The following is a 21,423-nucleotide window of genomic DNA, read 5'->3' on the forward strand; positions in this document are numbered from 1 at the left end:
CATGGGCAACGCCGTCAATGGCCAGGGAGCACATGCCGCAGATGCCCTCCCGGCAATCGTGATCGAAGGCGACGGGCACATGGCTTGGCCAAGCGTCGTCAGCAGAATTTTCCGAGGGAATGGCCACTGCGGGCGTGGCCCCGCCGGTGCCTGCCGATAAAGTGGGCGCATGAGGGTTATGACATTGACCGGATTCTGTTCGGTTCCCGGTTCCCAGGACGCTGCGGAATGACAGGGCAAGTCCATGCGGAGCCCGGCGCCAGCGGCGCGAAGGTTGCAGTATTCGCGCCCCTCGCCAGCGGCGGGCGCGTCGAGCAGGTGGCGCAACGACTCATGGACGCGATTCTACTGGGGGTCCTGGCCCCGGGGGATAGGCTGCCGAGTGAGGCCGAACTTGCCAAACGATTCGGAGTGGCGCTGGTTACGGCCCGGGACGGGCTCGGTGTCCTCCGGGACGAGGGGTTGGTGGAAACACGCCGCGGGCGGGAGGGCGGCAGCTTTGTGTTGGCTCCGCGCCGCACCGCGGACGCCTTGCTGCGCGCCCGGATCAGGGGTCTTGCACGCGTGGAGATTGCCGATTTCGGCGTTTACTTGTCCGCCCTGACCGCGGCGTGCGCCGAGCGTGCAGCAAACGTGGCCACGGAGGAAGAAATCGCCCGACTCCGCAGCTGGCTCGACGACTCCAGGATCCCCGGCAGTGGCGAAGACGACGCCGGCACACCGGCCCTGGCCGGTGGACGCACCATGGGCGGCTTCCATCTGGAATTGGCGGTCCTCAGCCAGTCCCCGCGTCTGGTGCGGGAACAAATCAGGTTGCAGTCGGAATTTGGCCCGATCCTGTGGCTGGCCATGGCGGACGCGCCGGTGCGGGTCAGGGTATTTGACCTCGGAGCGGGCATTGCCGATGCCATTGGCAGCCGTGACTCGCTTGCCGCACGTGCCGCGGTGAACCGGCAAATTGGTGAACTGACCAATTGGCTGCTGGCGGCCAAGGAAAAGCTCGAGCGGGAAGAAGAAAGCCATGTCGCGATCAACTGAATACGGCCGGCCGGCTCCCGGCGCAAAGTGCGCCCAGGCCATCGGGAAAATTCTGGACGGGGTCTTTGGCACCCTGCAGTTGTGGAAGTTGGCTTTGGAAGAAGGACTGGCGGCCGGAGTCGACGTGGACCAGTTGACCTATGGTCTGGTGGAGCCGGCACTGACCGAAAGCCAGCCCCTACTCATCGGCGCTGGTTTTATCGCCGCCCAAGGCGTGGTCAGCGAGGAGAGCGGGTTGCACTTCGCCTGGTGGCTGGGACCCCTAAAGGACAATCCCATGCTCGGTACCACGTCCGCGCCCACCAGGCTGGACCTGCCGTCGCGGGAGTACGCGGACTATTTGCGCGATTTTCGTGCGCTCGAGTGGTACAGGGTTCCCGAGGCCACGGGTGCGCGGCACATCACCGGCCCCTATGTGGACCACCTGTGCACCTTGGACTATCTGCTGACCATCACAGCACCCGTTATGAGCGTTGGCGCCATGGTGGGTGTGGTGGGAGCTGACGTGCAGGTGTTGCGTCTGGAGCGTGACGTGCTGCCCTTGCTGCGGGCGGTGGGAGGGCCGGCGGCCCTGGTGAGCCAGTCCGGCCGCGTTGTCATATCCATGATGCCGTCGCTGCAGGTGGGTTCGCTGTTGTCCACGGGGGATGGCGGGAAGGCCCTGAAACGGTTCGACTGCCCTGGAACGTCCCTGGCGGTGGTGGTGGAAACACGTCCCTGAAAATCAAACATTCTATTTAGGATGAATTGGGTGTACAGTTCCCTCAGAACGTGAATTGCGTCACAGGGCGCGGTGCATCCAGTGCACGCTTGCCCTGCATTTTCTTTGAAGGGAATATTCCATGAGCGTGCGCGAATTACACAACTTCGTCAACGGCGGATTCGTCGATTCCACGGCCACGGCACGAATGGAGATACTCAATCCGGCCACCGAGGCCGTCATCGCCACCACGCCCATTTCTACTCAAGCAGATGTTGCCGCAGCCTATGCGGCAGCCTCCGCGGCGTTCGACGTCTGGGGCGAAACCACCCCCGCCGAGCGCCAGCGGGCCCTGCTGAAGATTGCAGATGCCGTGGAGGTACGGGCGGAGGAACTGGCCGACTTGGAATGCGCCGACACGGGTAAGCCGCGGGCGGGAATTGTTGCCGACGAAATCGAGGTCCTGGTGGACCAAATCCGCTTCTTTGCCGGCGCGGCACGGACCCTCGAGGGACGGGCTACGGCCGAATACCTGACGGACCACTCCTCCTCGATCCGCCGGGAGCCGATTGGCGTGATCGGCCAGGTGGCCCCATGGAATTATCCGCTGATGATGGCGACGTGGAAGGTTATCCCGGCCCTGGCTGCGGGCAACACGGTGGTGCTCAAACCCTCCGACTCCACACCATCCTCCACTTTGCTCTTCGCCGAGATCGCCGCCGGGTTCCTGCCAGCTGGCGCCTTCAATGTGGTGCTCGGTGACCGGGAAACCGGGCGGGCGCTGATTTCGGACAAGGCCGCGGAAATGGTTTCCATCACCGGATCCGTCCGCGCCGGCATGGAGGTGGCGGGGTCCGCGGCGGCCGACGTCAAGCGCGTCCACCTTGAGCTGGGTGGCAAGGCGCCGGTCATAGTGTTCGACGACGTCGACGTCGCCAACGCGGTTGCTGGGATCGTCCCGGCGGCCTTTTACAACGCCGGTCAGGACTGCACTGCCGCCACAAGGCTGCTGGTGCATGAAAGCATCCATGATGCATTTGTCGCAGCCTTCGTCGAGGAAGTCCGGACACAGGCAAAGACTGGCGGGCCACTCGAGGACGGGATCCTGTACGGGGCGTTGAGCAGCGAGGGTCACCTCAACAGCGTCAGCGGATTCCTGCAGCGGCTGCCGGCCCACGCCACCATTGAGGTGGGCGGCAAGCGCCAGGGCACCATTGGGTACTTCCACGAGGCCACCGTGGTCTCCGGCCTGAACCAGGACGATGAACTGGTCCAAAGCGAGGTGTTCGGCCCCGTGGTGACGGTGCAGAAGTTCTCCACGGACGCCGAGGCGTTGGCCATGGCCAACGACGTGGACTACGGCCTTGCTTCCTCAGTCTGGACCAGGGACCACACCCGGGCCATGCAGTTCGCCAAGCGCCTGGACTTTGGCTGTGTGTGGATCAACACCCACGTCCCGCTGGTGGCAGAAATGCCACACGGCGGTTTCAAGCACTCCGGCTACGGCAAGGACCTGTCCCTGTACGGGCTGGAGGACTACACCCGCATCAAGCACGTCATGAGCTACATCGGCTAGCTGATGCCCTTAGCCGGCGTCAAGCACCCGGCGCCCGCATTGCCACCATTTTGTTCCCGCCACCGACGTCGGAAGGCAATCATGAGCAACCCCAAAAACCGTTCCGTTCCACCCGCCGCGCACTTGGGCGACGGCGAGCATCTGGCCGTCCTGGGCTACCAGGACTCCTTTGATCGTTCCATGTCGCTCTGGGCCAACTTTGCCCTGGGCTTCACTTACCTCTCGCCGCTGGTGGGGGTCTATTCGCTGTTTGCCGTAGCCATGGCGGCAGGTGGGCCGCCCTCGTTCTTTTGGATTTTCATCGTGGGGGCCGGGCAGATGCTGGTGTCACTGGTCTTCGGGGAGGTGGTCTCGCAATATCCCATCCACGGCGGCATCTATCCATGGACCCGGCGGCTGTGGGGGAGGAGGTATGCCTGGGTGTACATCTGGGCCATGATTGTCACCATCACTGCCGTGGCTCAGTTCGGCAGCGGGTTCCTTGCCAGCCTGTTCAACATTGAACTGACGCGCGGGGCCACCCTGGGCCTGACCGTGTTGTTGCTGCTGGCGGCGCTCGGCCTGAACTTCACCGGCACCAAGACGCTCGCCAGGGTGGCGCGGATCGGCCTGGCGGCCGAACTGATCGGTGTGATCGCGGTGGGGCTGTACCTGGTGATCTTTCAGCGGAAACAGAGCTTTGGAATCTTCTTTGATTCCATGGGCGTACAGGGGCATGGGTCCTATGCTGGCGCGTTCCTGGGCGCCGCCTTGGCCGGACTTTTCCTCTTCTACGGTTTTGAGGCGTGTGGCGACGTGGCCGAGGAAGTCGCCGACCCTGCCCGGCAGATTCCCAAGGCCATGATGATGACCATTGTGGTGGGCGGGGTCTCGGCGTTGTTCTCCTTTGGCGGCTACGTCATGGCTGCACCGGATCTGGCGGCCATTGTCGCAGGCCGGGACGCCGACCCGATTCCGGCGATCCTGGAATCATCGCTGGGCGTCGTGGGCGCCAAGGTGTTCCTGCTCATCGCCATCACCGCGTTCCTGTCGTGCGTGCTGAGCTTGCAGGCGGCAGCCAGCCGCCTTATCTTTTCCTTTGCACGGGACGGCATGGTTCCGGGACACCGCTGGCTGGCGAAGGTGTCCGGAACCGCCAAGGTTCCAGTGAACGGCTTGATCGTTGCCTGCAGCATTCCGTTGGTGCTGTGCCTGATCATTTACGCCGGCCCGGACGGCCTCCTCACGCAGATCACCTCCTTTGCCGTGCTTGGCATTTACCTTGCCTTCCAATCCGTGGTCCTGGCATCCCTGCGCCAGCGGATGAAGGGGTGGCGTCCAGCAGGTCCGTTCAGCGTGGGGCGGCTGGGGTTTGCCGTGAACGTGGCGGCGCTGGTCTATGGGGTATTGGCCATGGTGCTGCTGGCCTGGCCAGGGCATACCGGTGTGGTGGTCAGTGACTGGACCGTCCTGATCGGATTCGGCGTCGTGGGAGGTTCCGGTCTCCTGTACCTGCTGGCGGCCAGGCCCGACAGGCGGTCCACTGCGCCGTCAGGCGACGCCATCGAGGTCGCCCGGAAGCTGCGCGCCGGCCGGGCCGCCATGAGCCAGGCCGAAGGCCAAACCGAAAGCCCTGTCACCAATAGCTAAACCCGACGTCAGCCACCTCCACGAAACGCCAGCCGCCGGTTGCGGCGCGGGCCTTGAGCCGCCGTCGTGCCCAAAAGGGCCTGCCGTCCTGCCTGGGCAAGACTGAACCAATTGAAAGCGAGCCTGAAATGGCGCAACAACGAAGCACACTGAAACGCTCCCTGGGCCTGTGGGCCATCGTTGGGCTGGGACTCGGCTACATGACGCCCACGGTGGTTTTTGACACCTTCGGCATCGTTTCCATCCAGACCGACGGAGTGGTTCCGCTGGCCTACTTGGTGGCCATGGTGGTCATGGGATTCACCGCCATCAGCTACGGGAAGATGGTGCGGGTCTTTCCCAGCGCCGGCTCGTCCTACACCTACACGCGCGAAACCATGCATCCGGGCCTGGGCTTCCTGGTCGGGTGGTCCGCCCTGCTGGACTACCTGCTTCTGCCCATGGTCAATGCCCTGATCATCCGCATCTATATGGAGGCCATGGTTCCGGACGTGCCGGGATGGATCTGGGTGGTCCTCTATGTGGCAGTGATTACCGGGATCAATCTCTGGAGCATGAACTCCACCGCCAAGCTGAACTCGTTCCTGGTTGTCTTCGAGGTCACCATGATCGTGGTGTTCATTGTGCTGGCCACGGTGCGCCTGTCACAGGGTATGGGGCAGGGCACCATTTTCACACTGCAGCCCCTCTTCCACCATGGCGTGGAGCCGGTGGCTGTGCTGACCGGAGCCACGGTGGTCTGCTTCTCATTCATTGGCTTTGACGCGATCACCATGTACACCGAGGAAGCGAAGGACCAAAAGACCATGCCGCGGGCCATCCTGCTGACACTGGTAATTGGCGGCGCCATCTTCTTCATTGCCGGCTGGTTTGGCCAGTCCGTGTTCCCCAACGTGGACAACTTCAAGGTCACCGACGACACCCTGCCGGAAATGGCGCTCTACGTGGGTGGCCAGATCTTTCAAATCGTCTTTGTTGCCGGAGCGTTTGCGGCCACCGTGGCGTCCGGGCTGGCATCCCACGCCAGCGTCTCACGGTTGCTTTTTGTCATGGGCCGCAACGGCGTGATGCGGCCGCAAAGGCTGTTCTCCTACATCCACCCCCGCTTCCACACCCCCGCATTTGCTGTGGTTGTCGTGGGTGCTGTTTCACTGCTGGCCATCACGCCGTCGCTGGAGTTGATCTCCTCCATGATTAACTTCGGCGCACTGGTCGCCTTCACGTTCGTCAACCTTTCCGTCATCGCCTACTTCGTATTCAGGCAGAAGCGCTACAAGACTGTGAAGGACGTCCTTTCCTACATCGTCCTGCCATTGACTGGAGCCGGCCTAACCAGCGTGCTGTGGGCCTTCCTGCACGCCGACGCGCTGATCGCCGGCGGCGTGTGGCTGGCCGTGGGCATCGTCTACCTCGCGTTCCTGACCAAGGGGTTCCGTCGCAAGATAGGAGACTTTGCCCTCGAAGAAGCCCCCGACGCCGATTACGACGGCGGCCCCTCCGACGGCGGCAGCGGGTCTGACACCCTGCTCGCCAAGGGCGCCGCGGAGCCCGAGCCTGACCTGATTTCCTGACACCGCCATGTAGTACCACTCAAATTACACACTTCAATTAAGCACTGAAAGAAGAAGATCATGGAAACGATTGAACGCGACGTCGTCATTGTCGGAGCCGGCACGGCCGGCCTCAACGCAGCACGTGACTTGCGGGCCGCCGGCCTGTCCGTGGCTGTCCTGGAGGCACGCGACCGTGTGGGCGGGCGGACATGGACCAAAACCATTGACGGCGCCATGCTCGAAATTGGTGGCCAGTGGATTTCACCAGACCAGACGGCCCTGAAAGAACTCGTGGCGGAGCTGGGCCTGGAAATGTTCAGCCGCTACCGCGACGGGAAATCTGTTTACGTGGCCCCTGACGGCACACGCAGCGTCTACGACGGCGACATGTTCCCGGTGTCTGCAAGGACCGGGGCGGAAATGCAGCGCATGATCGGAATCCTGGACGGCCTCGCGGAGGAAATTGGTGCCAGCGAACCGTGGGCCCATCCGCGTGCCCGGGAGCTGGACACCATCTCGCTGCGGGAATGGATGAGCCAGACCAGCGACGACCAGGAGGCCTGCGCCAACATTGGGCACTTCCTGGCCGGCGGCATGCTGACCAAGCCTTCCCACGCATTTTCGGTGCTGCAGGCCGTTCTGATGGCGGCGTCGGCCGGATCGTTCTCCAATCTGGTGGACGAGGACCTGCTGTTGGACAAGAGGGTCGTTGGGGGGATGCAAAACGTCTCCCTGGCGATCGCCGCCCAACTGGGTGAGGACGTCGTACTTGACTCTCCCGTGCGGGCGCTCAATCGGACGGACGGCGGGGTGACGGCGGTGGCTGACCATGTCACCGTCAACGCCAGGTACGCGGTGATGGCCGTCCCTCCCAACCTGTATTCCCGGGTGAGCTTCAACCCGCCACTGCCGCGCCTACAGCACCAAATGCATCAGCATCAGTCACTGGGGCTGGTCATAAAGGTGCATGCCGTGTACGAAACGCCGTTCTGGCGCGAGGAGGGGCTCTCCGGCACCTGCTTCAGCCCCAACCTGCTGGTGCAGGAGATCTACGACAACACCAACCACGGGGACACACGCGGGACCCTGGTGGCGTTTGTGCCGGATGAGAAGGCGGACGCTGCCTTTGAGCTCGGCGCCGGGGAGCGCCGGCGGGTGGTCCTGGCGGACTTTGCAACATCGCTGGGGGCCAAGGCGTTGGAGCCGGTGGTCTACTACGAGTCCGATTGGGGCTCGGAGGAATGGACGCGGGGCGCCTACGCTGCGAGCTATGACCTGGGCGGGCTGCACCGCTATGGGGCCCACCAGCTCACGCCGGTCGGCCCCATCTACTGGGCGTCGTCCGACTTGGCGGCGGAGGGGTACCAGCACGTGGACGGCGCCGTGCGGATTGGGCGGGCGACCGCGGCGAAGATCGTGGCGAGGGACGCGGATCTGCGAGGGGTTTTAGGAGGCAACGAGAACTCTCCGGCGTTGGCTCGAGCGCAGTCCTAGGGCAGCGCTGTGTTGCCATGGCTGTAACGGCCGTTTCGAGTTTGTTGGTGGTAAGTGGTTGATGCGTCATGACGCGGCTGATCGTCATTGTTCGCTGGCGGGACAGCCTCACGTGTCCTTGTGCCGGATGGGCGTGAGTTTCGCCGTGCGGGCGCAGCCCCGGTTGCCAAGGGCGCCTGGGCCATGCCGGTTACCCGTACTTCACGCACGGCCGCCGCCCGGAAGGCCAGCGTTCAGGCGACCAGATTCGAAGACAACTTAGTGGTGGTGTCAGCCACGGCGGGGAATTCATCGAGGGAAAAGGTTCGGTTGGACGCGTTCCGGCCTCGGCGCCACTGGCACTGGGAGCTGAAAAGCCCCGACGTCCTGGAATTCCCGGATGCCGCGGCTGCCGAGGCACTTCTGCGCCCGTCCGTGTCGCTCCTTACCGGCTGGCCGACATGGTCCATGGCAAACTCAACGTCCCGGCCGGACCCGCGCCTTCCGGGAGCGGGGGCCCCAACGTGGACTCGTGGCAGGCGCTGCTGGGAAACCTGGCCGGGCTGCTGGGCGCATATGTGGTCCTGCTAGTGGCAACGTGGTCCCTGCCGGGCGCCACACGGACACCGTGGGCCTAAAGGGCCCCTTTCTATTGCTGCCGGATCCGTGGAGTGCGCTCCGCCGCTTGGCCGCGGGCGGAAGCATGACGCGGGCGTGCGGAATAGGGCCCGGATCAGGCTGTCCCTTCTTGCAACCCATGTGCTCTCGCCGTTCGACCTTGTCCCGGATTTCCTGTCCGTGATCGATCAGTGGATGACATGATGGTGGTCGACACGGTCCTGTGGTCGGTGGTCCGCTCCGCGGAGACCGAATCGCCAGGCTGGCACTGTCCTCAGTGGCGAACCCTCAACGTGCTGTCTGGTCTCTTGCCGGCCGCGGATTATTTTCGGGCGGGACCCCAGGGCTTCACCCTCGTGCGGTCACCCTTGGGCTGGAACATTTTGGCGTCGTCGTCCTGGCGGTTGCTTCGGTCATGGCCGGTTTGGTGACGCTGGCGGGGTTTGGACTGGACAGCCCGGCGGCCATGCAACCCAGCGCGGTGGTGGTCAGGAAACAGTCCGGCAGGGGCGAATACCGCGAACGGGGCGCGACATCGGTTACGGCGACTGAACATTGCAATTGACAGCGTGATCCCGCACTGGAACAGCAACCGAAATTGGTCCGGGAGTACTCAAATCGTTGCTGAAATATCCCGCAAGGGCGGCTGTCGGATCCATTGGCTCGCCCGCAGAAACCCCGCGACTGCTCTGCTAGTGCCCGTATGTGTACCAGCCGGCGCCGGACTTGCGGCCCAGCTTCCCTTCCCTAACAAGTGCGAGGACGGCTTCATTGGGGGCATCGGCCGGATCGCCGGTTTGGGCATGGGTGGCGCGGGCGATGTCGTCGATGACGTCCAGTCCCACGAGGTCCATGAGTTCGAAGGGTCCCATGGGGTGGCGAAGGGCCTGTTTGGCGGTGGCGTCGATGTCGTCCTTGCTGGCCACCCCGCCGGCCAGCAGTGCCAGTGCCTCCTTTTGCACGGCGCCCATGAGGCGGTTGGCGATGAAGCCGGGGACCTCCCTGTTGATCAATACCGGTGATTTGCCCATGCTGCGGGCCAATGACATGGTGGTGTCGACCGTGGCTTGGGAGGTTCCGGGGTGTTGGACCACTTCGACGCATTCCATGACCAGGGCGGGGTTGAAGAAGTGCATGTTGCACACCTGGGCCGGCCGGCCGCTGGCCTCGGCGACCTTGGACGAGCCCAGCGTGGAGGAGTTGGTGGCCAAAATGGCGTGCCGGGGCGTCAGATGCCCGAGTGTGGCAAAGATTTCCCTCTTGATGTCCAGCCGTTCCGTGGCTGCTTCGATCACGAAGTCGGCAGGGGGGGCCACGGCTTCAAGATCGGTGCTGAACTGGAGCCGTGCATGGGCAGCTTCTGCGTCGTCGGCCGCTAGTTTTCCGGACTGGACCATCTTGTCGGTTCGTTTGCGCAGTGCGGCGGCGGCGTCGTCGAGCTGCGTGCGGGAAAGGTCGTGGACGGTGGTGGCGTATCCGGCCAGGGCTGCCGTCATGGCAATCTGTGAGCCCATGGCACCGGCGCCGACGACAAGGATGTTGTTGTTGGTGGTGGTGGGGCGTACTTCCATGGTGGATCCTTCTGTCGGGGCGGGATACTGCTGGTGCGGCGCGGCGGACGTGTAGTGGCGTGAAATGTGTTCGCAAATCTGCGAGGTGGTGTGGCGCAGGCTGCCCGTGGGGCACTGGGCGCTTCCTGCCTTCGGGATGGCGGAAAGGACGACGGCGTCCACGGCGGTGAGGATGGCGTGCGCGCCGGCGTGCTCACCGAGAAACTCAAGCAGCATCGCGGCGGCCAGGATCTGGGCTGTGGGATTAGCGGAGTCGGTGCCGGCGAGGGAGGGTGCGCTGCCGTGGGCCGGCTCGAAATACGCAGCGGCGCATCCGATGTTGGCGGCCGGGCACAGGCCCAGCCCGCCAACGGTGGCGGCGGCGACGTCGGAGAGGATGTCGCCAATGAAGTTCTCAGTGACCAGCACGTCAAAGCGGCCCGGGCACGTGATGAGCTGGTAGGCGGCCGCGTCCGCATACAGGTAGTCGGCCTCAATATCGGGATACTCGGCGGCGATCTCGGTGAAGATCCGGCGGAAGAGGGCATAGCTGCGCAGCACGTTGCTTTTGTCGACGCACGTGACGCGGCGGACGCCGTCGGTCGGGGCCCCGCCACGGGCTCGGGCGAGCTCAAAGGCCCTGCGGACTATCCGCTCTGTGCCCGGGCGGGTGACCAGCAGCTGGTCCGTGTGCGCCCAATCGTTCCCGACGCCGGCGTCGCGGGAGGCGTAGAGGCCCTCGGTGTTCTCCCGCACCAGGACATAGTCGATGCCGGCGCCGGGGTGGCGGACCGGGCGGATGTTGGCATAGGCGTCCAGTCCCCGGCGCAGGACCCCGCCCAGCACGCCGGCCTCCGTGCCGTCCGGGCTGCGGACTTCGGGCAGTCCCGCCGGGCCCTTGAGCGTGGCGTGGTATACGGATTGGATACGTGTCAGGGCCTCCGCGCTGAGGTTGCTCCCGGTGCGCAGGTACGTTCCGGCACCGCCGTCCTCCCACCGGAAATCCAGCGTAAAACGGCCCGTGGCCGCGGCGTTGAGGACGGTGACGGCAGCATCGATGAGCTCGGGCCCGATCCCGTCGCCGGGGATGAGCCCGACAACATAGCTTTTCAAGGCGTGTTGCCTATGCCGGGGCTTGGCCGCCGCGCAGGTACACGGTGGTGGTGTGGGTGTAGAACTCCTTGGCGCTCTGGCCTTGTTCCTTGGGACCGTAGCCGCTCTTTTTGGCCCCACCGAAGGGGACGTGCGGGTCGGCGCCGGCGGATTCGGAGTTGATGTGCAGGATTCCCACGTCGAGTTCGTCCATGCCTTCCAGCGCCAGTGTCACGTCCTGGGTGAACAGTGCGGCGGAGAGTCCGAATTCGCTGTCGTTGGCGAGGTCAAAGGCGGCCTGGACGGAGCTGGCGCGCCGAATGCTGAGCACGGGGCCGAAGAGTTCCTCACGCCACACGTGCGCCCGTGAAGCCGCCGGAAGCTCGAGGATGGTCGGGGCCACGAAATAGCCCCCGTTGGCCTCCTCGTCAACGTAGGGCAGTCCGCCCGTGAGCAGGGACGCGCCCTGCGCCAGTGCACCGTCAATGCCGCGTTGGATGGCGGCCCGTGCCCCGTCGTTGATGACGGGACCCATCTCGGTGGCATGCTCGGTGGGGTCGCCCACCACCAGGGCCTCGGTCCTGGTCCGGAGTTCGTCCAGGAATTCATCGGCCACGGCGTCGGCCACGATCAGCCTTGAGGTGGCCGTGCATTTTTGGCCCGAGGAACGGAATGCTCCGAGCATGACTTGTTCGGCAGCCAGTGCCAGATCGGCGTCGGCCAGGACGATGGCGGCATTCTTGCCGCCCATCTCGGCCTGGATGGGCACGCCCCGGCTTGCCGCCGCGGCGGCAAGGCTTCGGCCTACCCCGGTGGATCCTGTGAAGGAGAGCCCGTCCAGGGCGGGGTGTTCGACCAGGGCGGTGCCCACGGCTCCCGGGCCGATCAGCAGGCCCAGCACCCCTGCGGGCAGCCCGGCCGTCTCCAGGGCCTGGGCCAGGCGCATGGCCAGCAGCGGAACGGTGCTGGCAGGCTTCCACACGACGGCGTTGCCGTAGGCCAGTGCGGGGGCGATCTTCCAGGCAGGGATGGCGATGGGGAAGTTGAATGGAGTCACCACGCCCACCACACCCAGCGGCTTGCGGGTGACCAGGATTTTCTCGCCGCGGCGTGGGGAGGAATAAATAGTGCCAGCCTCGCGGTCACCGTCGTTGCCGTAATAGCGGAAGATCTGCGCGGCGCGGAGCACCTCGCCCTGACCCTCGGCCAGGGTCTTGCCCTCTTCGCGGGCCAGCTCCCGCCCCCACGCGGAGGCGTTGTCCTCCAGAATGGCGGCGGTGCGCAGCAGCACGGCACCGCGTTCGTGGGCGGGGGTGCGGGCCCAGCCGTGTTTGGCGGCAACGGCGCTGGCCATGGCGTTCTCGACGTCGGCTGGGCCGGCTTGGAGCCCGTGGGCCACTGCTTCGTCCGGGCGTGCGGGGTTGCTTGAGGTGAAGGCGCTGCCGTTGCCCTGAAGCCACTGGCCGGCGATGAAGTGCTGGAGTTCAACTGCTGGGGACTCTGCTGTTGGAATTATTGTCATGGAGTGCTCCTTAGCGGAAGGCTGGGATGCCGGTGATGTGGTTGCCGAGGATCAGTGTGTGGACTTCGTCCGTGCCTTCATAGGTCCGCACGGATTCGAGGTTGTTGGCGTGGCGCAATGGGGAGTAGTCCAGTGTGATGCCGTTGCCGCCGAGCATGGCCCGGGCGTCGCGGCAGATGGTGATCGCTTCGCGGCAGTTGTTCAGCTTGCCGGCGGAGATGTGGTGCGGTTGGAGCTTCCCGGCTTCCTTGAGGCGGCCGATCTGCAGGGCGAGCAGCATGCCCTTGTTGATTTCCAGCGCCATGTTGACCAGCTTTTCCTGGGTGAGCTGGTAGCCGGCCAGCGGCTTGTCGAACTGCAGGCGTTCCTGCGAGTAGCTGACCACGGTTTCGTAGCTGTCCCGGGCGGCACCCATGGCCCCCCAAATGATGCCGTAGCGGGCTTCGTTGAGGCATTCAAAGGGGCCGCGCAGGCCCTTGGCGTTGGGCAGGAGCGCGGTGGCGGGCAGGCGTACGTCAGTGAGTTCCACGTCGCATTGGATCGAGGCGCGCATGGAGAGCTTGGCTTCGATGGGTGTGGCCTTGAATCCCGGGGTGCCGGTGGGCACGATAAAGCCACGGACGCCGTCCTCCGCCATGGCCCAGACGATGGCGATCTGGGCGATCGAGGCCAGGCCGATCCAGCGCTTGGAGCCGTTGATGACCCAGTCGTCGCCCTCCCGGCGGGCGAAGGTCTTCATGCTGCCGGGGTCCGAGCCGGCGGTGGGTTCGGTCAGGCCGAAGCAGCCGATCACCTCGCCGGCGGCCATGCGGGGGAGCCATTCGTTTTTTTGCTCCTCCGACCCATGCTTGTAAATGGCGCTCATGGCCAGGGACCCCTGGACGCTGACGAAGGTGCGAAGGCCTGAATCGCCAGCCTCCAGCTCCATGGCGGCGATGCCGTAGTCGACGGCGGAGCGGCCGGGACAGCCGTACCCCTGCAGGTGCATGCCCAACAGGCCAAGTCCTGCCATCTCCTTGACAATTTCCTGCGGGAAAATGGCCTTTTCAAACCAGTGGGCAATGTTGGGGCGGATGCGTTCGTCCACGAAGCCGCGGACCGTCTCCCGCAGTGCCAGCTCGTCGGCGGTGAAGAGGGAATCGATGTCGAGCAGGTCGGATGTTTCGGTCATGGTGTTCTCCAAGAGTGTGCGGGAGGGAGGGTTAGACAGCGGCGAGTGCGGCTGCGGTGTGAGGATCCTGCTGGGCATTATCTACCGCAATGATGGCGTCGCGGAGCACCTGCAGGCCGTCGCGAAGCAGCTCCTGGCCGATCACCAGGGGCGGCAGCAGCCGGATGACATTGCCGTCGGTGCCGCATACCAGGACCAGGACGCCCTGGCGGTGGCAGGCGGCGGCAACTTCGGCGGCCAGGCCGGGCAGCGGTGCCAAGGTGGTCTTGTCCGTAAATTCCAGGGCCAGCATGGCGCCCCGGCCGCGAAACTCCGCGATGATCGACGTTTCCGTCGCCAGGGGTTCCAGGACCTCGCGCGAGGTGGTCTCGATGGCTGAGGCGTTCTCCAGCAGGGTCCCGTCCTCGAAGGCCTCGAACACGCCCAGTGCCGCGGCGCAGGCCACCGGGTTTCCGGCATAGGTGCCGCCCAGGCCCCCCTTGTGCACGGCATTCATGATGTCCGCCCGGCCGGTGACGGCGCTCAGTGGCAGTCCGCCGGCCAGGGCCTTGGCGGTGAGCGTGATGTCCCCGGCTACGCCTTCGTGCTCACTGGCGAACAGTGTGCCGGTCCGGCCCAGGCCGGTCTGGATCTCATCCATGACCAAGGCAATTCCATGGCGGGTGGCAATTTCGCGCAGGCCGGCCAGGAACCCCGGTGCGGGGATGAGGAAGCCGCCCTCGCCCTGGATCGGCTCAATGACCATGGCGGCAAACGTCTCCGGGCCGTTGTCCGCCAGCAGTTGTTCGACGCCCGCCAGGGCGGCAGCCGCTGTGGCGTCTTCCCGGCGGGTCCAGAGGCGGGTGGCGGTGGGCGCGCGGAAGACTTCCCCTGGGAACGGGCCGAAGTTCAGCTTGTACGGGTTTACCTTGGCCGTCATCGCCATCGTCAGAAGGGACCGGCCGTGGTAGGCGTCGTCGAACACCAGAACCCGCTCCCGGCCAGTGGCGGCGCGGGCGATCTTGACGGCGTTTTCCACGGCCTCGGCCCCGGTGGAGAAGAGTGCGGTGCGTTTGTCAAAGTCTCCGGGGGTATGTGCGTTGAGCCAGGCGGCGACCTTCGTGAAGGAGTCGTACTCGGTGACCATGAAGCAGGTATGGGTGAACTTGCCCATCTGCCGGGCCACCTGGGCCTGGACGTGGGCGTTGCTGGCGCCCACGCTGGTCACCGCGATGCCGGCGGCCAAGTCAATGATGCGGTTGCCGTCCACATCCTCCAGGATGCCACCAGCGGCGCGGTTGATGAACACGGGCAGGGCGACGCCAAATCCGCTGGTGACCTGGGCTTCCCGCTCCCGGTGCAGTGCCGTGGAGGCGGGGCCGGGAATGGGCGTGGCGAGGTGGCGGGTCTGGGGGAGTGAGTCCTGGGTCAATGTCATGTCCTCCAAGATATTGCCTGCCAGAGGCGGACGCATTGGATGTTCCATCCAATTGTTCTCGTATTCTTGTCCAATCTGTCCCTATGATGGTAGTCACGTCCCCGAAAGGCATGTTTGTGATTAGTTTGGCGCAATTGCACAACCAGCTCGGCAATGACCTCCGCCCGGCGTCCGGGAATACGGTGGCACAGAGGAAGATTTCCGGGGTGCATATTTCGGAGCTGGAGGACCCCACTCCGTATCTTGAAGGCGGTGAATTGCTGCTCACCACGGGCATTCCCCTGGTGGGCCCGGCCACCAGGGTGCCGGCCTACGTCCAGCGCCTCGTGGATCGCGATGTCGCCGCGCTGGGGCTGGGACTGGGCGCCGGTGTGGACCATATCCCTCCCGCGTTGCTTGACGCCTGCCGGTCCGCGGGACTGGCGCTCATGCTGGTCCCAGACGGAACGCCCTTCATGAAGGTCTCGCGCGCGTATTGGGACCTGGTGGGCAGGGAAGGGCAGGCAGACCTGGCGGCCAGTCTGGGCACCCAGACCGCTCTTGCCCGGGCTGCCGCGCAGCCTGATGCGCTGGCCTCGGTGATCAAGGCGTTGGCACAGGCGTTGGGCGGCTGGGCCGCGTACGTGCCGGCCGACAACGGGGAGGAGACCTTGTGGCCAGAATCCAACCGCGCCATCCTGGGGCCGTTGCGCGTCGAGGCGTCCAGGCTGAACATGGCCGCCACGCATTCCGCCGCCACCTTCCAGATCCACGGCACCGACGTGGTGGAGTATCCCGTGTTGGTGGGGCGACGGGCGGCCGGGTTCCTCGCCATCGGCGCCGGGCGCAAGCTCACCCGTGCGGACCGGCAGGTCATCATGACCGTGTGCGTCCTGCTATCCCTCAAGGCTGCCCAAAGCCAGGAAAAGGACGCGATGGCCGTGGCCCTGGGATCCGCCGTGACCAAACTTTTCCTGTCCGGGTATGTGGAGGCCGGCCGTGCGCAGGCCGCCGATCTGGGCTTCACTGTACCTCCGGGTCCCGTGCGGGTACTGATGGTCCGAGGATCGGATGACCCAACGGCCGACGCCAGGGCACTTGAAGGCAGATTGTCCAGGGAGACCGGCTGGACAGCCGCCGGCGCGGCCCTGAAGGACAGCCGCCTCCTGCATGTCGAAGGCACCTTGGCGTGCTGGCTGCTGGATGCCGAGCACCATGGTGGCACCACCGACCCTGCTGAAACGTCTCCGTCGTTTAACCGCTGGGGCACGGAAGGTTCCGGGGCAGTCGCGCAAGGCGGGCGGTCGGAGTCCTATACGTCCGGGAAACAGGGGCACAGGCATCCTACCGAACGCCGTTCCCCAGCGACGGACGTTGCTGCTGTGATCAGCCGCCCCATGTCTCTGGTGCGGGTGCGCGAGGAGATCGGCGAACTAACCGCCCTCGCCCGGAGACTGGAACCGCACCAGATAGTTGAAGTGGCTGCCGGTGAGCTGGATCCGAGAGTTCAGGAATGGGTGTCCGCGCTTCGTGGATATACCCGCGCCGACCTTGTGTCCACGGTGCGTGCGTACTTGCAGCACCGAGGCCAGTGGGAAGGCGCCGCCCGGCAGTTGGGGGTACACCGCAATTCCCTGCGGCATCGGATGGGCATTGCCACGGCGTTACTTCATGCCGACCCCGACGATCCGGACGTAGCTGCCAACCTATGGTTGGCCCTGCGGTCGGAGTAGACCGGGGCAGCCGCTGCGTCTTGGCGGGGATCAGTTGGTGCTCGCTGCAGCTTTGCTGAAGTTGTTAGCAAGCCACGAGCGCACCACGGCGTCGTGCTCGCCGAGTTGGGGAGGAGCGTCCGTGCGCACTGGGATGGGAGGCGTCCAGGTGATGGGGTTGCGGATCTGCCGGCCCACGGGCTCGCCTGCGGCGTTGTGCACCTCGATGGTGGGTTCCAGCCCCAGCGACTCGGCGTACGCGATGCCTTCGTCGATGCCCGAGACATGGCCCGCCGGAACGCCGACGTCGGTTAGTCTTTCCTGCCAATCGAGGGCCGAACCGGCCGACAGTGCTGCTTCAAGGATTGGGATCAGCTCACTGCGGTGCTCCACTCGCGAGTTGTTTGTCGCAAAGCGGGCATCTGCGGCGAGTGCGTGAAGGCCAAGCACCCGGACGAGCTTGGTGAACTGGCCATCGTTGCCGCAGGCCACGGCCAGTGGCGCGTCGGCGCAGTCCAGCAGCTGGTAGGGGACGATTGAGGGGTGGTCGTTTCCCATCCTGGTCGGAACCTTCCCGGCACCCAAAAAAGCCTGCCCCTGGTTGGCCAGTGCGCCCTGGAGGCTGGAGAGAAGGTTGAGTTCAAGGTGCGAGCCCCGCCCGGAACCCCCACGGGCGGCCAGTGCGGCCAGGATGCCGATGGTGGCATCCTTAGCGGTCAAAACATCGACCAGCGCCACGCCGGCCTTGACCGGGCCACCCCTACTCTCTCCCGTGATGCTCATGAGTCCCCCCAGTGCCTGGACAATGAAGTCGTAACCCATCAGCCCGGCCCCGCCGCCACTGCCAAAGCCGGTGATCGAGGCATAAATCAGGGCGGGGTTGGCTGCAGAGAGTTCCTCGTATCCGAGTCCGAGCTTGGCCATGCCCCCGGGCTTGAAGTTCTCCACCAAGACATCGGCACGCAGTGCCAGTTCTCTGGCTGTGGCCAGGTCCGTGGGATCCGCCAGGTCAAGGCACACCGATTCCTTGTTCCGATTGACACTTTCGTAATACGTGGCACCGGTGAGGGAGTAGGGCGGCCCCCAGCCGCGGGTGTCGTCGCCGTTTCCCGGCCTTTCGACCTTAATGACCCGGGCACCCATGTCCGCCAGGGCCATGGTTGCCAGCGGTCCGGCCAGGACCCTCGAGAAATCGGCAACGACCAGCCCCGCAAGCGGGCCTTCGGCGGCGGGCGTGGTTGACTGTGTCATGTGGATCCATCCTTCACGTCGGAGTCATTTACTCCTGAGCCGAGGCTAGCAGCGGCCTGCTGTAGATTCATTGGATGGTTTGACCAATGTTTATACGAGCTGTCCAAAGAAGACAGGCCTGCTCATTAGACTGGCGAAGCGTGTCGTTAGCTGGCTTGACGCTTTTTCTTGACGCGCTTATAGGTACGCGGTGGCTGAACAGGCGATCCACAGCTCGGACAAGTCCCGCGTACTCTTGAGGCTTCTTCCGGTTTCTGTCTCGATGCGCTTGAGCCGGTACCCGAGGGTCTGCCTGTGGATGCCCAGGGCCTCCGAGGTCGTGGTCCAGTTCCTGTCATTTTCAAGGTAGCAGCGGAGCGTGGCCAGCAGGACTGAGTCGTCGTCATTTTCCATGTGAATCGAGCCCAGGACCCTCGTGACTATGTTGCGGGCCTCCGCGGCCGACCGCGGGAGAAGCGAGAGTTCTACGTCGGCGTGGTAGGCGACGCCCCGCTGACCTTCCCGAATTGAGCCAAGGGCCCACTGGGCGGACTTGCAGGCGGCCGCGATGCCGTGCAGGTCCCGGAAGGGGGCCGAAACGCCGATCCGTTGTGCACTTCCAAGTAGGAGACCGCAGGCTGCCTTGACATCATCGGCGTTGACAACAGCCAGCACGTTGCCGTCGGAAAGTGCCGACAGTTGGGCTATGCCGGCCTGTGCTAGTACCAACTGCAGGTTGTCGTCGCACGTGGGCATCGCCAGCGCCAGCCAGTCGGCCGTCTCCATCCCCAGTTCGATGGCGGTGGTGTTGTCCACCATCCGGATCGGCTGCCCCATCAGCACTGACGCCATGATCTGTGTCCCGCGGTTGATGCGTCCCAGTCGGGCAACTATGACGCGATCGACAGCGACGGCAATGGCATGGCGCAGGTGGAGCGCGGTGAAGGCGTCCAGCATGAACGCGCTGCCTTCACTGATGTGCAGCACTGCGGGGTGCGTGGAGGGGACCGACCACGCTCTGACGCCGTCACCGCCGTCGTGCTTCTCAGTGTCAAGGCTGCCGTGCAAGATGGGAGCGCCGGTGTGGGCGTCGGACACGGCCATGCGGACGTTGAACACGCCTTCAAGCCGCGACAGGAAGGTGGAAGCGTCGTCAGATTGTTCCACAAGAATGCGGTAGAGGCGGTTCAGGGTGAGGATCTGCTGGGTCTGGGTGGATGAGTTGGCGGCGGCCACAGTGCGCGAGACGGCTACAAAGGGGATGCGATGAGGAATCATGACGATGGGGAAGTCCAGCGCATCTGCTGCGTCGAGCATTTTCTGCGAGATGGGCGGACTCAGAAGGCCCTCGCCGATTGCCAACCCGGCCAGCCCGGCACTTGCGAGACTTTGGATGAAGCTGACCTGTTCGGCTGCGCGCTTGGGAATGCCCAAGCCCACCGTCATTAGTAGTTCATTGGGGCCCAGCCACGTCCAGGGATCGGACAACTCGCAGCTGTGGGCCCACAGCACCGGGCCATCCAGGCCTTTGCTGCCCGCGGCGACGGTCAGGCCGAGCGCCTCGATGGCCAGCAGGCTTTTGATTGTTGCACTTTCCGTCATGCTAGTGATCATACAGTTGTATGAAAAAATGGATGAATTCATACTGGAGGACAGTGGTGGTGGGTCTGACGCTGGAATACTGTCGTTGTGGAGATACTGTTGTGACTTGTTTCACGTCAACAGGGGTGTCCCATCCTCCAAAGGAGATAAACGTGGATTCCATGGCTGTTATTGACGATGCACCGTCGTCAAAATTTCATCGCAAGCTGCTGATTGCCTGTTGCGGCGGCCCGTTCCTTGACGGATACGTACTGAGCATCATCGGCATAGCACTGGTAGGCATCAGGACGGACCTGCATATTGGTAGTGTGGCGGCCGGCCTGATAGGGGCCGCATCGCTGGTCGGCATTTTGTTCGGTTCCACGATCTTCGGCAACCTCACGGACAGGATTGGCCGCGAGAAAATGTACGCCGTCGACCTGACAGTTCTCGTGGCCGCCTGTGCGCTCTCGGCGTTTGTCACCGACGCGTGGCAATTGATTGTCTTGCGCTTTATTCTCGGCTTGGCCATCGGCGCCGATTATCCCATCGCCACTTCTCTACTCACCGAATTTACGCCGACCAAGAGACGTGGTTTCATGATCGGCGTTTCGGCGTTGTCGTGGTCGGTTGGTGCGTCCTTCGCCTACATGATCGGCACTGCGGTGGTGACGTTGACCGGCGGTTACGAGTCTTGGCGGTACTTGCTCTTCAGTAGCGCAGTCCTAGGTATCCTGGTGGTGCTGATGCGCCGCGGCATTCCGGAATCACCTCGCTGGCTTGCTATGAAGGGCCGAACCGGGGAAGCGGAGGCGATCCTGACCAAGGTGTACGGCAAGGTGGTCAGTCTGCCCGGAGAAGTCAAGTCACCCACTGCAGTCACCGGTCTTGCTGCTTTCAAGGCCATCGTGTCCGGTGGCTATCTCAAGCGGACCATCATGTGTGGCACCCTTTACCTGGCCCAGATCACGCCCCAATATGCCCTCCTGACCTTCAGCCCGTTGATCCTGGCCGGGTTTGGTATGGTCGAGGGCCCCATGAGTCTCATTGGCGAGTTGGTAATCACAGTTCTCTTTGCCGTTGGTTGCCTCCCTGCGATCAAGATGGTGGAAACCCGTGGGCGCCGGGCCATGACGGTCATTCCATTCGCCCTAATGGCTGTGCCGCTCGTGGCCCTGTGGCTGTTCCCTGGGGGACCGCTCTGGTTCGTGCTCTTGGCGTTCTGCTTCTATGCCTTTATTTCTGGCGGTCCAAACATCACGGAGTGGATCTATCCCAACGAGCTTTTTCCCACGGAGATTCGCGCGACAGCCGTTGGGGCTGCCGTCGGCATCAGCCGGATCGGTGCCGCGACGGGTGTTTACCTGCTGCCCATCAGTCTCTCTGTGCTGGGCACTGGAGCAACCATGCTGATCGGCGCGCTTCTGACCTTGGCTGGTTTCGTTGTTTGCCTCCTTTGGGCGCCGGAAACCAAGGGGCGGAGCCTCGCTGACACCTCCATGATTCCCGTGGTTGCGAAAGTACCGGAACGGTCGCTGGCAAGAAGTTGACTATGAATATGGTGTCGGGCCACATGAGGAAG

Annotated in this window: 16 protein-coding genes and 1 pseudogene; 10 read left to right on the plus strand and 7 right to left on the minus strand. The window is 64.3% G+C overall.

Features of this window, described 5'->3' with window-relative positions:
- Positions 1-127: 2Fe-2S iron-sulfur cluster-binding protein (locus tag CVV68_RS25115; protein ID WP_438502663.1), on the minus strand; the 127-nt coding region annotated here is incomplete at its 3' end.
- Between the two features lie 101 nt (positions 128-228).
- Between CVV68_RS25115 and CVV68_RS20765 the strand changes: the two genes are divergently transcribed.
- From CVV68_RS20765 to CVV68_RS23665, 8 genes and pseudogenes are all read left to right on the plus strand, one after another.
- Positions 229-1,038 (plus strand): FadR/GntR family transcriptional regulator, encoded by an 810-nt coding sequence (locus CVV68_RS20765; protein ID WP_110502908.1) that lies wholly within the window; start codon positions 229-231, stop codon positions 1,036-1,038.
- Positions 1,022-1,759 (plus strand): cache domain-containing protein, encoded by a 738-nt coding sequence (locus tag CVV68_RS20770; RefSeq protein WP_110502909.1) that lies wholly within the window; start codon positions 1,022-1,024, stop codon positions 1,757-1,759. The genes CVV68_RS20765 and CVV68_RS20770 overlap by 17 nt, the downstream gene beginning before the upstream one ends.
- 121 nt (positions 1,760-1,880) lie before the next feature.
- Entirely contained in the window at positions 1,881-3,314 is a 1,434-nt protein-coding gene (locus CVV68_RS20775) for an aminobutyraldehyde dehydrogenase (protein WP_110502910.1), read from the plus strand.
- Positions 3,315-3,395: 81 nt separating this feature from the next.
- The gene (locus tag CVV68_RS20780; RefSeq protein WP_110502911.1) at positions 3,396-4,943 is read left to right on the plus strand and encodes an APC family permease; all 1,548 of its coding nucleotides are present in this window, start codon (positions 3,396-3,398) and stop codon (positions 4,941-4,943) included.
- A gap of 128 nt (positions 4,944-5,071) precedes the next feature.
- On the plus strand, positions 5,072-6,514 hold the full coding sequence (locus CVV68_RS20785) for an APC family permease (RefSeq protein ID WP_110502912.1): 1,443 nt from the start codon (positions 5,072-5,074) through the stop codon (positions 6,512-6,514).
- Positions 6,515-6,574: 60 nt separating this feature from the next.
- Positions 6,575-7,990 (plus strand): flavin monoamine oxidase family protein, encoded by a 1,416-nt coding sequence (locus tag CVV68_RS20790; protein WP_110502913.1) that lies wholly within the window; start codon positions 6,575-6,577, stop codon positions 7,988-7,990.
- A 120-nt stretch (positions 7,991-8,110) separates the two neighbouring features.
- Positions 8,111-8,311 (plus strand): annotated as a pseudogene (locus CVV68_RS24985) (Chromate resistance protein ChrB); the annotation flags it as partial.
- Between the two features lie 119 nt (positions 8,312-8,430).
- Positions 8,431-8,607: a hypothetical protein gene (locus CVV68_RS23665; protein WP_170133276.1), complete on the plus strand. Its 177-nt coding sequence runs from the start codon at positions 8,431-8,433 to the stop codon at positions 8,605-8,607.
- Between the two features lie 672 nt (positions 8,608-9,279).
- On the opposite strand, the gene CVV68_RS24810 is transcribed toward CVV68_RS23665, so the two are convergent.
- From CVV68_RS24810 to CVV68_RS20815, 4 genes are read right to left on the minus strand one after another with little or no spacing between them, the layout of a single operon-like run.
- Entirely contained in the window at positions 9,280-11,250 is a 1,971-nt protein-coding gene (locus tag CVV68_RS24810; protein WP_211320940.1) for an isocitrate/isopropylmalate family dehydrogenase, read from the minus strand.
- A 10-nt stretch (positions 11,251-11,260) separates the two neighbouring features.
- Entirely contained in the window at positions 11,261-12,751 is a 1,491-nt protein-coding gene (locus CVV68_RS20805; RefSeq protein ID WP_110502914.1) for an aldehyde dehydrogenase family protein, read from the minus strand.
- A gap of 10 nt (positions 12,752-12,761) precedes the next feature.
- Complete coding sequence (locus tag CVV68_RS20810) at positions 12,762-13,922, minus strand: acyl-CoA dehydrogenase family protein (RefSeq protein ID WP_110502915.1); 1,161 nt, start codon at positions 13,920-13,922, stop codon at positions 12,762-12,764.
- 31 nt (positions 13,923-13,953) lie between these two features.
- Complete coding sequence (locus CVV68_RS20815; protein ID WP_110502924.1) at positions 13,954-15,339, minus strand: aminotransferase class III-fold pyridoxal phosphate-dependent enzyme; 1,386 nt, start codon at positions 15,337-15,339, stop codon at positions 13,954-13,956.
- A 116-nt stretch (positions 15,340-15,455) separates the two neighbouring features.
- Between CVV68_RS20815 and CVV68_RS20820 the strand changes: the two genes are divergently transcribed.
- The gene (locus tag CVV68_RS20820; protein WP_245933693.1) at positions 15,456-17,051 is read left to right on the plus strand and encodes a PucR family transcriptional regulator; all 1,596 of its coding nucleotides are present in this window, start codon (positions 15,456-15,458) and stop codon (positions 17,049-17,051) included.
- 30 nt (positions 17,052-17,081) lie between these two features.
- On the opposite strand, the gene CVV68_RS20825 is transcribed toward CVV68_RS20820, so the two are convergent.
- A complete protein-coding gene (locus CVV68_RS20825) occupies positions 17,082-18,281 on the minus strand; it encodes a CaiB/BaiF CoA transferase family protein (protein WP_110502917.1) in 1,200 nt (399 codons plus the stop codon).
- 177 nt (positions 18,282-18,458) lie between these two features.
- Positions 18,459-19,862 carry a PucR family transcriptional regulator gene (locus CVV68_RS20830; protein ID WP_170133277.1) on the minus strand — a complete coding sequence of 468 codons (1,404 nt, stop codon included), beginning with the start codon at positions 19,860-19,862 and terminating at the stop codon, positions 18,459-18,461.
- 161 nt (positions 19,863-20,023) lie between these two features.
- Between CVV68_RS20830 and CVV68_RS20835 the strand changes: the two genes are divergently transcribed.
- Positions 20,024-21,391 (plus strand): MFS transporter, encoded by a 1,368-nt coding sequence (locus CVV68_RS20835; RefSeq protein ID WP_110502925.1) that lies wholly within the window; start codon positions 20,024-20,026, stop codon positions 21,389-21,391.
- Positions 21,392-21,423: the final 32 nt, after the last annotated feature.

The sequence above is a fragment of the Arthrobacter livingstonensis genome (assembly GCF_003219815.1).
GTDB lineage: Bacteria > Actinomycetota > Actinomycetes > Actinomycetales > Micrococcaceae > Specibacter > Specibacter livingstonensis.

Coding starts and splice junctions, on each gene's coding strand:
- CVV68_RS20815 (WP_110502924.1), bottom strand. CDS start 15,339: ATGACATTGACCCAGGACTCACTCCCCCAGACCCGCCACCTCGCCACG.
- CVV68_RS20830 (WP_170133277.1), bottom strand. CDS start 19,862: ATGACGGAAAGTGCAACAATCAAAAGCCTGCTGGCCATCGAGGCGCTC.
- CVV68_RS20785 (WP_110502912.1), top strand. CDS start 5,072: ATGGCGCAACAACGAAGCACACTGAAACGCTCCCTGGGCCTGTGGGCC.
- CVV68_RS20775 (WP_110502910.1), top strand. CDS start 1,881: ATGAGCGTGCGCGAATTACACAACTTCGTCAACGGCGGATTCGTCGAT.
- CVV68_RS20765 (WP_110502908.1), top strand. CDS start 229: ATGACAGGGCAAGTCCATGCGGAGCCCGGCGCCAGCGGCGCGAAGGTT.
- CVV68_RS20790 (WP_110502913.1), top strand. CDS start 6,575: ATGGAAACGATTGAACGCGACGTCGTCATTGTCGGAGCCGGCACGGCC.
- CVV68_RS20805 (WP_110502914.1), bottom strand. CDS start 12,751: ATGACAATAATTCCAACAGCAGAGTCCCCAGCAGTTGAACTCCAGCAC.
- CVV68_RS20810 (WP_110502915.1), bottom strand. CDS start 13,922: ATGACCGAAACATCCGACCTGCTCGACATCGATTCCCTCTTCACCGCC.
- CVV68_RS23665 (WP_170133276.1), top strand. CDS start 8,431: ATGGTCCATGGCAAACTCAACGTCCCGGCCGGACCCGCGCCTTCCGGG.
- CVV68_RS20835 (WP_110502925.1), top strand. CDS start 20,024: ATGGCTGTTATTGACGATGCACCGTCGTCAAAATTTCATCGCAAGCTG.
- CVV68_RS20770 (WP_110502909.1), top strand. CDS start 1,022: ATGTCGCGATCAACTGAATACGGCCGGCCGGCTCCCGGCGCAAAGTGC.
- CVV68_RS20780 (WP_110502911.1), top strand. CDS start 3,396: ATGAGCAACCCCAAAAACCGTTCCGTTCCACCCGCCGCGCACTTGGGC.
- CVV68_RS20825 (WP_110502917.1), bottom strand. CDS start 18,281: ATGACACAGTCAACCACGCCCGCCGCCGAAGGCCCGCTTGCGGGGCTG.